Source organism: Bacillus sp. FSL K6-2431 (assembly GCF_038005165.1).
In the GTDB taxonomy this organism is placed as follows: Bacteria; Bacillota; Bacilli; order Bacillales; family Bacillaceae; genus Bacillus; species Bacillus pumilus.
In genome coordinates, this window is record NZ_JBBOSQ010000001.1 from 3183371 (window position 1) to 3199818 (window position 16448).

A 16448-nucleotide genomic window follows, 5' to 3' on the forward strand; every position below is an offset into this window, starting at 1 on the left:
TATTCGCTTGTATGTCATTGTAGCGGAAAAAAGATGCTGCCGCTAGAAGCATATAAGAAAAAAGCAAGGGAAGGGCTCCCTTGCTTCAGTTTATTTACCTAAAAAGTGCTTTTTAAAGAATGATAGTTGATACTCAAGTGTGAGCGGATCATTAAAATAGAATTCTTCTGCATTTGCCACATACACACGATGTTTTTTCACAGCTGGTATGGACTTGTAAATTTCACTGTTTTGATAGGAATTGTCCATTTCGCTGTTTTTACTAATGATCATATAGTCTCCAGCAAATTCAGGAATAACTTCTTGTGAAACCGCATAGTAGCCAGCCTTTAATGCTTTTTCTTTCACTTTTTCAGGCATTTTTAGTTTCATTGCTTGGTAAAGAATTTCTGTGCCCCGGCCCCATGCATCTCCGAACACGTAAAGATCTTTTGTGCCACTTTCAAACACAGAAACCGTCGCATCCTCGCCGATTTTTGCTTTAATTTCTTTTCCAGCTTCAGCTGCGCGTTCTTTAAAATCTTTTACCCATGCTTTGGCTTCTTTTTCTTTGTTTAATACTTTTCCAATTTCAATATGCTGCTGTAGGTAATCGACTTTGTTATACGTAAACAAGACGGTGGGTGCAATTTTTTTTAGTTTTTCTACATTTTTTGTATTGCTTAAGCCAATGATGACATCAGGCTTTAGCTTCATGATTTTTTCGACATTGGCATCCGACACTTCTTCCACATTTTTTAATTCCTTTTGGAAGCGAGGGTTCTTTTTTGACCAAGAGTCGACGCCGACCAGGTTCACACCAAGTGACATAACATTACCAGTGTAAGAACCAAGTACAACGACACGTTTTGGGTGCGCTGGCAGCTTCACAGGGCCATTTTCAGATTCATATGTAATTTTGTCTGATGCTGTTGATTGATTTCCTTTATTTGAGGAAGAGCTGCTGCTATTGCCACATGCGCTCAATGCAAGTACAAAGATGAGCATCAGAGGGAACAATATTTTCTTCATGAATGTAGACTCCTTTGAAATCGGCACATTAGCCGAGTATTTGATTGTATGAGTGATAATGATAATTATTATCACTTGGATATCATATCATAGAAGTGCGGTCTGTTGTCAATTACATTTTGATAGTTGGTGATAAAAAATAGGAGAGGAGATTTTTGGTAGAAAAAAAAGATCAAGGCAGCATGTGTCCTGATCTTTTTTCTTATTTAAACCAGCCTTTTTCTTTTGAGCGTGTAATGGCTTCAATGCGGTTTTTCACTTCTAGCTTATCTAAAATAATGGAAATGTAGTTTCGGACAGTGCCGCTTTTAATGCTGAGCTCCTTCGCAATTTCTTTTGTGTTTTTGCCGTCGGCAACGAGTTCAAGGACTGATTTCTCTCGATCTGTTAAAGGGTTTTCGTCACTATATAAGTCTTCCATTAATTCAGGGGCGTACACCTTTTTCCCTTTCATCACACTGCGAATGGCACTTGCCAGATCTTCACTTGGACTATCTTTCAGCATATAGCCGCTGACGCCAGCTTTGAGCGCCCTTTGGAAATAACCAGAGCGGGCAAAGGTCGTTAAAATGATGATTTTTACATTTGTTCCTTTGAGCTCTTCCGCTGCATCAAGTCCCGTTTTTCCTGGCATTTCAATATCCATTAAGCAAATATCAACAGGGTGTTTTTTGGCAAAATCGATGGCGTCCTGACCGTTCGTACCTTTTCCAACAACCGTCATATCGTCTTCTAAATCAAGAAGTGAACCGAGCGCACCGAGCAGCATTTGCTGATCTTCTGCGATAAAGATGTTGATCATTTCATCCCCTCCTTGTCTTTTGCTGCTGAATCATTTGGAATGCTCATGATCAGCTTTGTTCCGTCCTTTGTCTCAATACGCAGGCGCCCATTTGCAAATTCCAATCTTTCTCTAATTCCTAAAAGGCCATGCCCCTTCATTGGAGAGAGTGGATCATCGCCTTTAAATGTCCCGTCATCCTCAACGGTGATGATAGCTTCCTTTGATTTTTGATGAATGGTGACTTTGCAAACGGTCGCATCACTATGTTTGACGACATTTGTCACGGCCTCTTTGATGCACATGCTTACAATGTTTTCGTTAAGAAGAGAGATGTGTTTTGGCGCTTCCTTTTCATCATAAATCAATTCAATCCCCGCTGCTTCGAGAATTTGCTCGATGTTCGACATTTCATCCTTGATCCGAATACCTTTCATGGAGGAAACAATTTTCCGCACTTCATTGAGAGACGTTCTGGCTGTTTGCTGGATGCTTTTCAGTTCGGCGCGTGCCTGCTCTGGGTCTTTATAAACCAGTTTTCGGGCAAGATCACTCTTTAAACCGATGAGGGAAAGCTTTTGTCCAAGGGTATCATGCAGATCACGTGCAATGCGCTGCCTTTCTTCAATTTTTACAAGGTCAGCGATCCGTTCATTGGCATCTTCTAATTTCTCTTCGAGCCGTTCACGTTCCTTCCTGCTTCGAATGCTGAGAGGGAGGAGAATGGCACTAATGAGTGTAATGAGAACCAAGGGGATTTGCGTGAGAAACCAGCCCTTTTTTAAGATCAGACTGAAGTTTACAGCAATGGCGGCGCTCCCGACATGAATATAGTATAAGATATAGAAAGGTACTTTTCTTTTAATATGCCCATTGAAATAGGCGATGCAAAAAGCGAAATAAATGTAGCTGTAGAGCATGACATAGCCAGTAGAAATCGCAATCAAGAGAAGGCCTAATACATATAAAGACCAGCCTTTTGCGATAAAGGCAAAACGATAGACAGCGAAAAAGACAACGTTCAAAATAATGCCGATTACAATGCCTAAAGTCGAAGGAGCCTTAATGATAAAATAAAAGGGAAGGATGAAAAAAATGGCCCATATATAGGGAGAAATCCCATGTAATTTTTGAATTTTTAACTGTTTTTTCATCCGTGTGCCACCTTTTCCGTTTTCGTTCTTTTTCCTTACTTTATCAAATTCAACTTATGGTTGCATCCTGTAAATGACAACAAGCTCCTTCTAGTGTAAGAAAGAGCTTGCACCAATTATGCATTTTTCTTTAGAATGTCTCCTTTAATGACAGGTGCGGGCATCTTCTTAGATTGCCGTGCTTCTTTAAAGGTAACGAATGCTTTCGTTTCTTCATCCCAAAGTCTAAATTTCATTGATTCGATACTTGTTTTTAAAGTGATGGTTGGAACATTTTGAAGCGGCTCACTATGATCATGTGCATGTTCCAAGTGATAATTCGGTACCCTCGGACTTAAATGATGAACATGGTGATAGCCGATATTGCCTGTTAACCACTGAAGAAGCTTTGGCAATTTGTAAAAAGAACTGCCTTCTACTGCCGCCTGCACATAATTCCAATGTTCATCTTCTTCAAAGTAAGAATCCTCAAATGTATGCTGCACATAAAACAGCCATACACCGATTGATCCTGAGATCAGGAAGATTGGACCTTGGACAAGCAGGAACTCCTGCCAGCCAAAAAGTAGACACGTTGCAGCTGCTAGCGCAATGATGCTCACATTTGTGAAATACGTGTTCCAGCGCTCTTTTTTACGAGCATTTTTGACGTTGAAACGGTTTTTTAAGAGAAAAACAAAGATCGGTCCTAAAATAAACATCACAAAAGGATTACGATAAAATCTGTAGCGGAATTTCGTCCATGCAGATGCTTCTTGATATTCTTTGACTGTCAGGAGCCAAATGTCACCAGTACCTCGTTTGTCTAAATTACTGCTTGTGGCATGGTGAATTGAATGATCTCTTTGCCATTGAAGATAAGGGAAAAGGGTGAGTACACCCGTTATGAAACCAAACAGGTGATTCAGCGGCTTCTGTTTAAAAAAGGATTGGTGGCAGCAGTCGTGAAAAATAATAAAGACACGTACTAAAAAACCAGCTGCAATAACCGCAAAGAAGAGGGTTAAAAGGTAGGAGATGTTCAGGCTATAATAGGCAAGAAACCAAAGCCCCAAAAATGGAATAAATGTATTAAGGAGTTGCATGATACTTTTTTTTGAATCAGCACCAGAGAATTGGCCAACTTGTTTTCTTAAAGTGGCTTGCTGCTGTGTGTTTGTTGAAGTCGTCATGAACGTTCAAGTCCTTTCCGTTTCTTTCTACTTCAAAGTATAGAAGGAAAGGTGTCATGCTCATAGTAGCACCCATCATGTATTTAATATGACATTTGTCATGTTGATTGCAGGAAAGGCTGACGGTATCAGGGTTTGTAAGCTTATTTTATTTTAAATAAAAAAGTAAAGGCGCTTAGCCTTCACTTTTTATGAACGTGCTTCATGAACTTTTAACTGCTTGCCTTTAATGGTTGTGTGGCGCATAGCATTTAGCACAAGAGGGCCTTTGCCGTTTAAAATATCGACATAAGTTTTCGTATCTTGAATGGTAATAATCCCAATGTCATCAAAGGCAACGCCTTCTATTTTGGCAATGGTCCCAACGAAATCAACGGCCCGCAGCTTTTTTTTCTTCCCACCGTTAAAATAAAGCTTCATAATATCTTTCTCAACGCCCGCCTGTTTATTTTCCTTTTGAACTGGCGTTTCAATCTTTTCTTCAAAGCCTTCTACATGCGGCTCTGCATCTTCCTTTGTTGGATAAGGCTGCGTTTTGAAATCAATACCTGCTTCCTGCTTTAATTCATCAATTAGAGGTTTTGCATTTTTCGTCATAAACGCAATGGTTTTTCCGCTTTTTCCCGCTCTGCCTGTTCTTCCTGTTCGGTGAATATAGCGCTCTTTTTCATAGGGGAGGTCATAATGAATCACATGTGTCATGTCACTGACATCAATGCCCCGGGCTGCTATATCGGTTGCGATCAAATAACGGAATTCCCCGTTTTTGAATTCATCCATAACAGCGAAACGGTCTTCCTGTCTCATGCCTCCATGAATTTTGTCACAAGGCACATCCCAATCATCCAGCTTCATCGTGAGTTCATTGACTCGATCCTGTGTATTACAGAAAATAATGCAGCTATCTGGATTTTCAATGACGATCGTACGCTGAAGAAGAGAGAATTTCGCTTCTTCTTCCGTTTCAATCACGGTGTGGGTGATTTGTTGTACAGACGTTTCCGCGCGTGCAATTTCAATCACTTTTGGTGATTGTAGAAACTGTCCACTTAATTTCTTCATCTCATTAGACATAGTCGCTGAAAACAGCATCGACATTCGCTTTGGCGGCAGATACTGAATAATAGAAGAGACTTGATCAATAAATCCCATGTTCAGCATTTCATCCGCTTCATCTAACACGAAAAATTTGAGGTTTTCTAATGAAAGAGTACCTTTCTCAAGGTGATCCAAGACTCGTCCTGGTGTTCCGCACACAATGTGGTTTTTTTGTGCAAGCTCTACTTTTTGGGCTTGAAAAGGGGCTTTTCCATAAATGGCTGCGGCTTTAATTCGTTTCAATCGTCCAAGGCTTGTAAGGTCCTGTTTTACCTGCATGGCGAGTTCTCGCGTTGGAACGAGGATGAGGGCTTGAGGTTTATTTTCAGCCCAATCGACCATTTCACAAATCGGCAGACCATAGGCTGCGGTCTTCCCGCTGCCAGTCTGAGATTTGACGATCAGATCCTGCCTTGAAAAAGCAACGGATAATGTCTCGTGCTGAACAGGTGTAGGTGTATGGAAGTGAAGTGCTTTTAGCGCTTGTTTTAAATCATCGCTTAATGGATATTGATCAAATTGTTGTAATGTCATCGTGTTCTCCTTTTCGTACATTCATACTTGTGACATCATACCATAATCATGACCGTGAATGAAAAAACATGAAAAAAAGCCCCGTAAAGGAGCTTTTTGATTAAAGGAATCTGCGTTTTACTTTTTCCCAGTAGGAGTTGTCTTTTAATTTTACCGTTTTAATGACTTTTCCTGAAAGGCCGATGTCGATTTGTTTGACGTGTTTTGTGCCAAGCGCTTCGTTATCAAGCCCGATAATCGGATGGTCGTTTCCGTCCTGCACAACCTTCAGCGTTAGCTTGCGGTCACTGCTTAAGATGAAAGGAGCGCCCAGTGTACGGTACGAGTTGTTGTTTAGCGATGCAAGCTCTGTAACTTGCATACAAGGGAGCATCGGATCAACCACGGCGCCGTTTACCGATTTATTGTAGGCTGTTGAGCCAGTCGGAGTAGAAATAATCATTCCGTCTCCTCTAAATGTTTCAAAGTGGAAATCATCTATATACACATCGATCACAAATGTTTTAATAATGCTTGAGCGGATCGACAGTTCATTTAAGCAATGGAACTGGTTTGTACTGTCAACGCTTACATCAATGATCGGATATTTTCTCACTTCAATCTGTTCAGTGTTCATGGCATCAATCATTTTATCAAAATGTTCTAATGAAAAATCGCAGTATAGATGCGAATTCTCTGTTTTTGATACCCCTACATACAAGCAGTCATCCCGGAAGTTCGTTTTGCGGACTGCTTGAAGAAATGTGCCATCTCCGCCAATTGAAGCAATAATATGGGCATCCTCTGCACGCTTGACGACTTGAAAGCCTTGATCGGTAGCGAGCTTCTCCAGAGAAGAAATGTGTCCATCCAATTCATGATCTTTTTTGTAAAAGAAAAATACATTGCGACGATTGTCTGTCATTGACGTTCTCCCCTTCGTTGTCAAAAGTAGATTTAGAGTAATAAAGGGCTTACATATGAAGCCTTGCTCACATTTTACACTTTTTTCATATGAAAGTAAAAACATTAGAAAAACCTTCATGATGGTGGCATTCGTTTTTAGAAATGAGTCAATGTAAGGGATTTGAAAAGGGCAGAATTTGAGCATAATTGAATAGCTGTTTTCTTATGAAAGAGTGGCTTAGGTGTTTTGTTGTGGTGAAGACCTAGCCTAATAGGTGCAGAGAGAGGATAAAAAAGCCAATTTTTCGTCACACGTATCTCTTGGCAGACGATGTAAAGTTGATCGTGAAAGAAGAGAGGTGCTATCATATGATGAAATGAAATGTAAAAAAACCACAATTCCTGTGAAACATTTCATGTGAATATTCGTATCAATGAAGAGAGACAAAAAGGAGGAGAAAAAGATGAATGCGAAAAGATGGGTAGCGTTAATCATTGCACTTGGAGTTTTCGGATTTTCAATTGTGATTAGTGTCACGACGGCTTTGTATGAAAGCTTCAATGACAATAAAATGAGCTATCAATTTGGGGATGAAATAGAAGAGAAGGTACTAGAGGATGGAAGCGGTGCTGGAAAAATAGCGGTTCTTGAGATTAATGGAACCATTCAAGATAATGGCGGCGCATCAAGTCTGTTAGGCGGAGAAGGCTATGATCATCGTGCATTCCTCAAGGAACTAGAAAAAGCGAAAGATGATGCTTCAGTAAAAGGTGTACTGCTACGCGTTAACTCTCCTGGCGGCGGTGTCTATGAAAGTGCAGAAATACATAAAAAATTAGAAGAAGTGAAAAAAGCGAAGAAGCCGATTTACGTCTCCATGGGCTCTATGGCAGCTTCTGGCGGCTACTACGTATCAACTCCAGCCAAAAAAATCTTTGCTTCACCTGAAACATTAACAGGATCGTTAGGTGTGATCATGCAAAGCTTGAACTATTCAAAGCTGGCAGATAATTTAGGTATTAAATACGAAACAATTAAGAGCGGAAAATTCAAAGACATCATGTCGCCAAATCGTGACATGACAAAAGATGAGCGCGACATCATGCAAAGCATGGTGGATAACTCGTATGAAGGATTTGTCAAAGTCATCTCTGAAGGACGCGGCATGTCAAAACAGAACGTCAAGAAAATTGCTGACGGCCGGGTCTATGACGGAACACAGGCGAAATCGAACGGATTAGTCGATGAGCTTGGATATTATGAAGATGCAATCAAAGCAATGAAGAAAAATGAAAAAGGGTTAAAAGGAGCGACAGTGATCAGCTATTCTCAAAGCTTTGGCTGGAACTCTCTCTTCAATATGAGCGCAAGCAAACTCTTTAAAAGTGAAATTGATTTTCTCAATCTAAAAGAAACACTGGCTGGCTCAAATGGGTCTAAACCGATGTATCTCTATTCAAAATAAAGGAGGGATCATAGATGGATTCTACATTCGATGAAGTAACCGAAAGCCGTAGCCAAGAAGAATCGAATCCGGCTCTTGCGAAACGTGCAGTGATTGAAGCACAGGCGTTTGCAGGCTTTTGGATTAGGTTTTGGGCGTTTATTCTTGATTGGCTCGTCGTCTGGGGTGTCAACCATTTGACGGTTTCTCCAATCTTTAGTCTGTTCGGCTGGTCCAAAGGAGGAGGATGGTTTTGTCCATTCTCCGTCACAACGACGATTGTATTCCTGCTTTATTTCGCCATCATGACGAAATTCTTTCAGCAAACACTTGGGAAAATGGTGTTTGGAATCAAAGTGGTCTCACTTCAGCCTGAAAAGAAGCTGGCATGGGATGTCATTTTCTTTAGAGAGATTGTAGGACGCTATATCAATACGCTCTTTGTTCTCTATGCTGTTGTTGGATTCACACCGAAAAAGCAAGGGGTTCATGATTACTTTGCTGATACGGTGGTCGTCCATGAACACCTATATGAAAAAACAGAAGCAAACGTATAATCAGAGGAGTTTGGCCGGGTACCGGTCAAACTCTTTTTTTTATGATTGGGTATAAAATCCAGAATGAGAGCCATAATCGTAGAGGAAGCATCATTTGTTATGAAGGAAGTGAGCACAGTGCTTTACGTTTGGATCGCAGCTTTTTTGTTCCTTGGAATCTTATTAATCTTCATGAAAGTGACCATTTCACTGGATTATTCACATGCAAATGACGATGATCATCTTGCACTGAAGATCATCACCTTATATGGAATCATCAGACTCAAAAAAGACATTCCGATGGTGAGGGTCAATCCAGAGGATCAAACGATTGATATACGTGAAAAGAAAATGGCGAGCGCCAAAACCCCTAGTCACGAAAAAGAATCCATACATAAAAAAGTGGGAAAACGTGATATGAAGCAGATCCTTCATCAAATGGAGCGCATCACAAAAGAGATCGTCGATTTAAACCGGATCATGCGTAAATTCTTCATTCGCATGAGAATTGTATCGTTTCACTGGTCAACATGGATCGGCTTTCATGACGCCGCTTTGACAGGTGTAGCAGCCGGCGGTGTATGGTCAGTGAAAGGAGCACTACTTGCCTTTATGCAGGAGCATCTCACCTTTAAGCATAAACCGGTATATGAAGTCATTCCTGCCTTTCAGCACAATGTGTCACAGACCCAGTTTACATGTATAGCTTATTTTCGTATTGGACATGCTATGCTTGCAGCCATTCGTTTACTTGTTCATTGGTTAAAAGGAAGAAAGGCGAGAAAAAGTGCCTCTCTTCAAGCAACGAAGAATGAATCATCTGTTTAAGGAGGAACCCGAAAATGGCAGATCATCCAATCCAAGGTCTTATGAAGACAGCGATGGAAAACTTAAAAGAAATGATAGATGTGAATACGATCATCGGCGATCCAGTCGAAACCCCTGACGGCAGTGTCATCCTTACTGTGTCGAAGGTTGGTTTTGGATTTGCAGCCGGCGGCAGTGAATTTAACGGAAACCAAAAGAAAGAAAAACGTTCTGATGATCAAGAACGAAAAGAACCGAGACTCCCATTTGGCGGAGGAAGCGGCGGAGGTGTGTCTATTACACCAATCGCCTTCTTAATTGTCGGAACAAACGGCGTTCGAATGCTTCATTTGGATGAACATACACATCTGCTTGATAAAATATTGGATTCTGCTCCTCAAGCAATTGAACGTCTTCAGCACATGTTTAAGAAGGATGAACGGGAGAACCGTCATAAAGAACGAAAACTAGATGACATAGACCTTTAAAAAGTTAGCTGCGCTGCAGTTAACTTTTTTTTCAAAAGCGAAGATTAGGCTTTGCAGTTTTTTGCTTTCTCTACTATGATAGAACCATACATTTGATAAGGGAGGAATTGTTTTGGCATCGATCACATTTAAAGGGAGTTCTGTCACGCTTGTAGGAAATGAAGTAAAAGTAGGCGAGCAGGCTCCGGATTTCACGGTATTAACGAACTCACTAGGGGAAGTTTCACTTTCTGATTTAACAGGAAAAGTGACGATCATCTCAGTGATTCCTTCTATTGATACAGGTGTGTGTGACGCACAAACAAGACGTTTCAATGAAGAGGCAGCCGGTTTAGGTCCGGTCAATATCTATACAATTAGTGCAGACCTTCCATTTGCACAAGCACGCTGGTGCGGAGCAAACGGAATTGAAAATGTCGAAACATTATCTGATCACAGAGATATGTCATTTGGTGAAGCATTCGGTGTGTATATGAAAGAATTGCGTTTATTGGCGCGTGCAGTTTTCGTATTAGACCCTAATGGGAAAGTGGTTTACACTGAATACGTAAGCGAAGCAACGAATCACCCAAATTATGAAAAAGCCATTGAAGCTGCAAAATCACTGTTATAAAAGCAGCATCGACAAGAGCTCCGGCTTCATACTGGGGCTCTTTTCAATGAGAACATATAGCTTTTAACAAAGCGAGGAGAGAAAAGCATTGCAGAAAGATCAAGTAAGTACGATTTTCGAGCTGCTCGATACAGCTTCTATTCGATTAAAAAAGGACCAAAGCATTTCCTATATTGAGGCATTAGCTGAAGCAGGAGAAGCCTTTTTCCAAGCAAATGATCGAGACGGTTTACTAAAGGATTTAATAGAGAAAGCAGATTTTGCCTCTTATGATCATGAGCAGATTCGTAAAGCGTTTCAGCTCGCCGTATTGAAAGGACAAAAGGATATTTCCCATCCAAATCGTCAGATGACACCAGATACGATCGGGCTGTTTGTCAGCTACTTGGTGAATAAATTTTTAGAAGGACAAAAAGAGCTAGTTGTCTTTGATCCAGCAGCAGGAACAGGGAACTTACTGCTTGCTGTCTTAAATAATCTGACTGCAGAAACAAAGCGCGGCTTTGCGTCTGAAATTGATGATGTCCTCATTAAAATTGCATGGGCACAGGCGAACTTGGAAGAGAAGGAAGTCGAGCTTTTCCATCAAGACAGTCTTGAGCCGCTTTTGATCTCTCCAGTAGATGTCACTGTATGCAGTCTGCCAGTTGGTTATTATCCAAATGATGAGCGTGCAGCAGACTATGAATTAAAGGCAAAAGAAGGACATGCCTTTGCGCATTATTTATTTATTGAACAAAGCCTTCGTTATACAAAAGAAGGCGGCTTCTTGTTCTTCATCATTCCAAACGATTTGTTTGAAGGAAAAGAAAGCGTGCAATTAAAGGACTTTATCAAAGATCATGCATATATGAATGCATTAATTCAGCTGCCGGTCTCCATGTTCAAGGACAAAAAGCACGCCAAAAGCTTGTTTGTGATGCAAAAGAAAAAGGAAGGGCTCGAAGCACCAAAACGGATGCTGTTTGCCAATCTACCGTCTTTCTCACAAAAAGAATCAATGTTGGGTGTAATGAGAAAATTAGACCAATGGTTTATAGAAGAAAAAGAAACGAAAGAATAGCCAGAGTGATGTCTGGCTTTTTTATTATTCAGAAAATATCGACTTATCGATGTAAGCGATAACAGTTCGAAGGTGCACTTGAAATGCAAAGTTTTCAATGTTTAAATGAAAAAGTCAGATATTTTTCGGACTTATCGTTAAACTATAAAAGACCCGTCATACAGGTTGAATATAGCACCGGAAAAAACGTGAAACCTTATATAACAACTGAGTAAAAGGAGCGACAAGAATGTCTAAAATTATTGCAATCAACGCAGGAAGCTCATCTCTTAAATTCCAATTGTTCGACATGCCAGAAGAAACCGTTTTAACAAAAGGTCTTGTTGAAAGAATCGGAATGGACAACAGTATCTTCACGATTTCTGTAGATGGAGAAAAGAAAACAGAAGTCACAGATATTCCAGATCATGCAGTAGCGGTTAAAATGCTACTTGAAAAACTAATTGAATTTAACATCATCAAAGACTTTAATGAAATTGATGGCGTAGGACACCGTGTTGTTCACGGTGGAGAGAAATTCAGCGACTCTGTTCTTTTAACTGATGAAGTCATCAATGACATTGATCAGCTTTCAGAGCTAGCACCACTGCACAACCCTGCAAACGTTGTAGGAATCAAAGCATTCAAACAAATTCTGCCTGACGTACCAGCGATTGCTGTGTTCGATACAGCTTTCCACCAAACAATGCCAGAGCAGTCTTACCTATACAGCCTTCCGTACGACTACTACAAAAACTTTGGTATTCGTAAATACGGATTCCACGGGACAAGCCATAAGTTCGTAACAGAGCGTGCATCAGAGCTATTAGGCCGTCCTCTTGAAGAGCTTCGTCTGATCTCTTGTCACCTTGGAAATGGTGCGAGTATCGCAGCAGTTGAAGGCGGAAGATCAATCGATACTTCAATGGGCTTCACGCCGCTTGCGGGTGTTGCAATGGGAACACGTTCAGGTAACATTGACCCTGCCCTTATTCCATTTATTATGGAGAAAACAGGACATACAGCTGAAGAAGTACTTTCAACTTTGAATAAGAAGAGTGGTCTTTTAGGTGTGTCTGGTCTATCAAGTGACCTTCGTGATATTGAAGAAGCAACAGAAGAAGGAAACGACCGTGCAGAAGTAGCTCTTGATATTTTTGCAAGCCGTATTCATAAATATATCGGTTCTTATGCAGCGAGAATGAATGGCGTAGATGCGATCATCTTCACAGCTGGAATCGGTGAAAACAGTTCAGAAGTAAGAGCACGTGTCCTTCGTGGTCTAGAATTCATGGGCGTTTACTGGGATCCTTCTCTTAACAACATGAGAGGCGAAGAAGCATTCATCAGCTACCCGCACTCTCCTGTAAAAGTGATCGTTATTCCAACGAACGAAGAAGTCATGATTGCAAGAGACGTTATGCGCTTAGCGTAATCAAAATGAAGAAGCTCTTTTCCAATAAGGAAAAGAGCTTTTTTCTGTTAAAAGCAGCATGCTATAATGTTGTCCAATACGAAGCAAAAGGGAGCGGTGCGAAAATGGGCGTGACAGAACATAAACGTGAGGCGAAAGCGAGGCTTTATGTGAAAGTCATTACGGTCAGTGATACAAGAACGAAAGAAACAGATAAAAGCGGCCGTCTGATGATTGATTTGCTTAAAGAACAGGGACATCTCATTCTTGCATATGATATTGTAAAAGATGACATTGGAGCGATCCAAGACGCTGTGCTAGAGGGAACAAGCGAACCCAAAATAGATGCCGTCTTGTTAAACGGAGGCACAGGAATTGCCGCAAGGGATGTCACCATTGAAGCGATCACCCCGCTTTTCTCCAAGGAGCTGCCTGGCTTTGGCGAAATTTTCCGCATGCTAAGCTATACAGAAGACATCGGTTCAGCCGCTATGTTGTCCCGGGCAGCGGCAGGGGTCGTCAATCAAAAAGCCGTCTTTGCCACACCAGGCTCTACTGGAGCTGTTCGTTTAGCCATGACAAAACTCATCATTCCAGAGCTTCCTCACGTCTTACGAGAGCTTGAAAAGGATCAAAAATAGCCCAAAATGACTCTGCCAAGAAAATTTGGCGGAGTTTTTTTCATAAAGGGGTTGAAAAAACAATTTTTCCTTGTTACAGTGTATACATACTAAATGCATGTTTATAAATTAAAACTTATTTTTATGCAAAAAAACATTCACAGAATCAAAACAAGTGAGAGGAGCTTTTCAATCATGTCACAAAATAAAAAAGTCGTATTAGCATATTCCGGAGGTCTTGATACCTCTGTTGCAGTTAAATGGTTACAAGAGCAAGGATACGAAGTCGTCGCTTGCTGCCTAGACGTAGGTGAAGGAAAAGACTTAGCATTCGTTCAACAAAAAGCACTTCAAGTCGGAGCGGTTCAGTCTTACATGATTGACGCAAAAGAAGAATTCGCAGAGGAATTTGCACTAACTGCCTTACAAGCACACACAATGTATGAAGGGAAATATCCGCTTGTATCTGCATTATCTCGTCCACTTATTGCAAAAAAACTAGTGGAAGTCGCAGAGAAAGAAAATGCAGTAGCGGTTGCGCACGGATGTACTGGAAAAGGAAACGACCAAGTCCGTTTTGAAGTATCCATTAAAGCGTTGAATCCAGACCTAGAAGTTCTTGCACCAGTGCGTGAGTGGAAATGGTCTCGTGATGAAGAAATCGATTATGCACAAAAACATGGTATTCCAATTCCGATTAACTTAGACAGCCCATATTCAATCGACCAAAACCTTTGGGGCAGAAGTAACGAGTGCGGCATTTTAGAAGATCCTTGGGCTGCACCGCCAGAAGGAGCGTATGATTTAACGACGCCACTTGAAAAAACACCTGACACACCTGAAATCATTGAAATCACGTTTGAAAAAGGAAAACCAACAGCTATTGATGGTATTCAGTATTCCTTATCAGATCTTATTCTTCATTTAAATGAAGTCGCTGGTCAGCATGGAGTTGGCAGAATCGACCACGTTGAAAACCGTCTTGTAGGCATTAAATCTCGTGAAGTGTACGAATGCCCAGGTGCTGTCACACTTCTAAAAGCACATAAAGAGCTTGAAGACTTAACGCTAGTGAAGGAAGTCGCACACTTTAAGCCAATCGTTGAACAAAAAATGGCTGAATTAATATACAACGGATTATGGTTCTCACCTCTTAAAGGAGCACTAGATGCTTTCTTACAAGAAACACAACAGAACGTAACAGGTGTTGTACGTGTAAAACTATTTAAAGGCCATGCCATTGTTGAAGGACGTAAATCACCATATTCACTTTATGATGAAAATTTAGCAACTTACACAAAAGCAGATGAATTCGATCATGATGCAGCGGTAGGATTTATTAACCTTTGGGGCTTACCAACAAAAGTGAACAGCATCGTGAATAAAAAGGAGCAGGTTAAAGCATGAAAAAGCTTTGGGGAGGCCGATTTCAAAAAACACCAGAAAAATGGGTCGATGAGTTTGGCGCATCCATTCATTTCGACAAACAATTAGTCAAAGAAGATCTGACCGGCTCCCTTGCTCATGCAAGTATGCTGAATACATGCGGTATCCTGGGCGATGACGAGGCCGCTGCCATTAAAGATGGATTGAATACGCTCATGAAAAAGGCAGAGGCAAATGAACTCGAATTCTCAGTGGATTATGAGGACATCCATTTAAACCTTGAAAAAATGCTCATTGATGAGATTGGTCCGCTTGGCGGCAAATTGCATACAGCGAGAAGCCGGAATGATCAGGTTGCCACTGATATGCATTTATATTTGAATAACCAAGTAGAGCATATCGTTGAACTGATCTCTTCCTTTCAAACAGTGCTTGTGGAAAAAGCAGAACAGCACGTTGAAACGATTTTTCCAGGTTATACGCACTTACAGCGTGCACAGCCTATTTCCTTTGCACATCATATGCTCGCCTATTTCTGGATGCTAGAGCGTGACAAAGCGCGTTTTCAAGATTCTTTGAAACGAATTAACGTGTCTCCACTTGGATGCGGGGCGCTAGCAGGAACGACATTCCCAATTGATCGTGAATATACAGCGGAGCTGCTTGGTTTTGATCATATTTACGAAAACAGCCTTGATGGCGTAAGTGATCGGGATTTCATTTTAGAGTTCTTGTCTAACAGCAGCCTTGTCATGATGCACCTCTCGCGTCTTTGTGAGGAAATCATTTTATGGTGCTCTCAAGAATTCAAATTCATTGAGCTTGATGACACATATGCAACAGGCAGCAGCATGATGCCGCAAAAGAAAAACCCGGATATGGCAGAATTGATCCGCGGGAAAACAGGCCGTGTGTATGGCAACCTGATGGGGCTTCTCACCATTATGAAAGGCTTGCCGCTTACGTATAACAAAGACCTGCAAGAAGATAAAGAAGGCATGTTTGATACAGTCAAAACCATCGCCGGCAGCCTGCAAATCTTCACAGGCATGATTCAAACAATGACAGTGAACGAAGATGTCATGAAAAAAGCAACGAAAGAAGATTTCTCAAATGCGACCGAAGTGGCAGACTACCTTGCGAAAAAAGGCATGCCATTCCGTGAAGCACACGAAATCGTTGGCAAGCTCGTGTATACATGCATTCAAAAAGGCATCTACTTAAGTGATCTTCCGTTTGAGACATTTACAGAAGCGAGCGATCTTTTTGAAGAAGACATTTACACCGTTCTTGATCCTTATGTTGCTGTTGAAAAAAGAACAAGCGCAGGTGGAACTGGATTTAAACAAATTCAGCTCGCTTTAGAAAAAGCAAAAGCCTGCCTAGCATAACTGACCAAAACCATTCGTTTATACGGATGGTTTTTTGTCTTGGGAAAAGGAGATTGATCATCATTAGAGAA

At 41.0% G+C, this 16448-nt stretch carries 16 protein-coding genes; 10 read left to right on the forward strand and 6 right to left on the reverse strand.

From position 1 onward, the window contains the following. Positions 1–90 precede the first annotated feature (90 nt). The 6 genes from MHH40_RS16090 to MHH40_RS16115 all read right to left on the reverse strand — a co-directional run bounded on the left by MHH40_RS16090 (position 91) and on the right by MHH40_RS16115 (position 6654). Entirely contained in the window at positions 91–1011 is a 921-nt protein-coding gene (locus tag MHH40_RS16090) for an iron-hydroxamate ABC transporter substrate-binding protein (protein WP_137055339.1), read from the reverse strand. 202 nt (positions 1012–1213) lie between these two features. Then, a complete protein-coding gene (locus MHH40_RS16095; RefSeq protein ID WP_050943572.1) occupies positions 1214–1813 on the reverse strand; it encodes a response regulator transcription factor in 600 nt (199 codons plus the stop codon). Continuing rightward, on the reverse strand, positions 1810–2946 hold the full coding sequence (locus MHH40_RS16100; RefSeq protein WP_003216252.1) for a sensor histidine kinase: 1137 nt from the start codon (positions 2944–2946) through the stop codon (positions 1810–1812). Before MHH40_RS16100 ends, MHH40_RS16095 begins: the two co-directional genes overlap by 4 nt. 116 nt (positions 2947–3062) lie before the next feature. After that, positions 3063–4118: a fatty acid desaturase gene (locus tag MHH40_RS16105; protein WP_310426559.1), complete on the reverse strand. Its 1056-nt coding sequence runs from the start codon at positions 4116–4118 to the stop codon at positions 3063–3065. A 189-nt stretch (positions 4119–4307) separates the two neighbouring features. Beyond that, positions 4308–5750 (reverse strand): DEAD/DEAH box helicase, encoded by a 1443-nt coding sequence (locus tag MHH40_RS16110; protein WP_335353031.1) that lies wholly within the window; start codon positions 5748–5750, stop codon positions 4308–4310. Positions 5751–5850: 100 nt separating this feature from the next. Continuing rightward, on the reverse strand, positions 5851–6654 hold the full coding sequence (locus MHH40_RS16115) for an NAD kinase (protein WP_003216672.1): 804 nt from the start codon (positions 6652–6654) through the stop codon (positions 5851–5853). 445 nt (positions 6655–7099) lie between these two features. Between MHH40_RS16115 and sppA the strand changes: the two genes are divergently transcribed. From sppA to argH, 10 genes are all read left to right on the forward strand, one after another. Then, positions 7100–8101 (forward strand): signal peptide peptidase SppA, encoded by a 1002-nt coding sequence (gene sppA, locus MHH40_RS16120; protein ID WP_050943576.1) that lies wholly within the window; start codon positions 7100–7102, stop codon positions 8099–8101. A gap of 14 nt (positions 8102–8115) precedes the next feature. Further along, positions 8116–8637, forward strand: a complete 522-nt coding sequence (locus MHH40_RS16125) for an RDD family protein (protein ID WP_340901321.1) — start codon at positions 8116–8118, stop codon at positions 8635–8637. A 99-nt stretch (positions 8638–8736) separates the two neighbouring features. Beyond that, positions 8737–9444 carry a DUF2953 domain-containing protein gene (locus MHH40_RS16130; protein ID WP_106032619.1) on the forward strand — a complete coding sequence of 236 codons (708 nt, stop codon included), beginning with the start codon at positions 8737–8739 and terminating at the stop codon, positions 9442–9444. A gap of 14 nt (positions 9445–9458) precedes the next feature. Next, on the forward strand, positions 9459–9911 hold the full coding sequence (gene ytfJ / locus MHH40_RS16135) for a GerW family sporulation protein (RefSeq protein WP_003216488.1): 453 nt from the start codon (positions 9459–9461) through the stop codon (positions 9909–9911). A gap of 112 nt (positions 9912–10023) precedes the next feature. After that, positions 10024–10524, forward strand: coding sequence for a thiol peroxidase (gene tpx, locus MHH40_RS16140; RefSeq protein WP_003216787.1), 501 nt, complete (start codon positions 10024–10026; stop codon positions 10522–10524). An 88-nt stretch (positions 10525–10612) separates the two neighbouring features. Then, a complete protein-coding gene (locus MHH40_RS16145) occupies positions 10613–11587 on the forward strand; it encodes a class I SAM-dependent methyltransferase (RefSeq protein WP_003216620.1) in 975 nt (324 codons plus the stop codon). 229 nt (positions 11588–11816) lie between these two features. After that, positions 11817–13001, forward strand: a complete 1185-nt coding sequence (locus tag MHH40_RS16150) for an acetate kinase (RefSeq protein WP_003216471.1) — start codon at positions 11817–11819, stop codon at positions 12999–13001. A 104-nt stretch (positions 13002–13105) separates the two neighbouring features. Then, positions 13106–13621, forward strand: coding sequence for a MogA/MoaB family molybdenum cofactor biosynthesis protein (locus MHH40_RS16155; protein ID WP_034620671.1), 516 nt, complete (start codon positions 13106–13108; stop codon positions 13619–13621). 174 nt (positions 13622–13795) lie between these two features. Continuing rightward, positions 13796–15007, forward strand: coding sequence for an argininosuccinate synthase (locus MHH40_RS16160; protein WP_003216486.1), 1212 nt, complete (start codon positions 13796–13798; stop codon positions 15005–15007). Further along, entirely contained in the window at positions 15004–16377 is a 1374-nt protein-coding gene (gene argH / locus MHH40_RS16165) for an argininosuccinate lyase (protein WP_050943580.1), read from the forward strand. The genes MHH40_RS16160 and argH overlap by 4 nt, the downstream gene beginning before the upstream one ends. The last annotated feature ends 71 nt before the right edge of the window (positions 16378–16448 follow it).

Excerpts from the sequence above, each read along its gene's own strand:
- MHH40_RS16090 (WP_137055339.1), bottom strand. The coding sequence starts at position 1,011 with ATGAAGAAAATATTGTTCCCTCTGATGCTCATCTTTGTACTTGCATTG.
- MHH40_RS16095 (WP_050943572.1), bottom strand. The coding sequence starts at position 1,813 with ATGATCAACATCTTTATCGCAGAAGATCAGCAAATGCTGCTCGGTGCG.
- MHH40_RS16100 (WP_003216252.1), bottom strand. The coding sequence starts at position 2,946 with ATGAAAAAACAGTTAAAAATTCAAAAATTACATGGGATTTCTCCCTAT.
- MHH40_RS16105 (WP_310426559.1), bottom strand. The coding sequence starts at position 4,118 with ATGACGACTTCAACAAACACACAGCAGCAAGCCACTTTAAGAAAACAA.
- MHH40_RS16110 (WP_335353031.1), bottom strand. The coding sequence starts at position 5,750 with ATGACATTACAACAATTTGATCAATATCCATTAAGCGATGATTTAAAA.
- MHH40_RS16115 (WP_003216672.1), bottom strand. The coding sequence starts at position 6,654 with ATGACAGACAATCGTCGCAATGTATTTTTCTTTTACAAAAAAGATCAT.
- sppA (WP_050943576.1), top strand. The coding sequence starts at position 7,100 with ATGAATGCGAAAAGATGGGTAGCGTTAATCATTGCACTTGGAGTTTTC.
- MHH40_RS16125 (WP_340901321.1), top strand. The coding sequence starts at position 8,116 with ATGGATTCTACATTCGATGAAGTAACCGAAAGCCGTAGCCAAGAAGAA.
- MHH40_RS16130 (WP_106032619.1), top strand. The coding sequence starts at position 8,737 with ATGAAGGAAGTGAGCACAGTGCTTTACGTTTGGATCGCAGCTTTTTTG.
- ytfJ (WP_003216488.1), top strand. The coding sequence starts at position 9,459 with ATGGCAGATCATCCAATCCAAGGTCTTATGAAGACAGCGATGGAAAAC.
- MHH40_RS16150 (WP_003216471.1), top strand. The coding sequence starts at position 11,817 with ATGTCTAAAATTATTGCAATCAACGCAGGAAGCTCATCTCTTAAATTC.
- MHH40_RS16155 (WP_034620671.1), top strand. The coding sequence starts at position 13,106 with ATGGGCGTGACAGAACATAAACGTGAGGCGAAAGCGAGGCTTTATGTG.
- MHH40_RS16160 (WP_003216486.1), top strand. The coding sequence starts at position 13,796 with ATGTCACAAAATAAAAAAGTCGTATTAGCATATTCCGGAGGTCTTGAT.
- argH (WP_050943580.1), top strand. The coding sequence starts at position 15,004 with ATGAAAAAGCTTTGGGGAGGCCGATTTCAAAAAACACCAGAAAAATGG.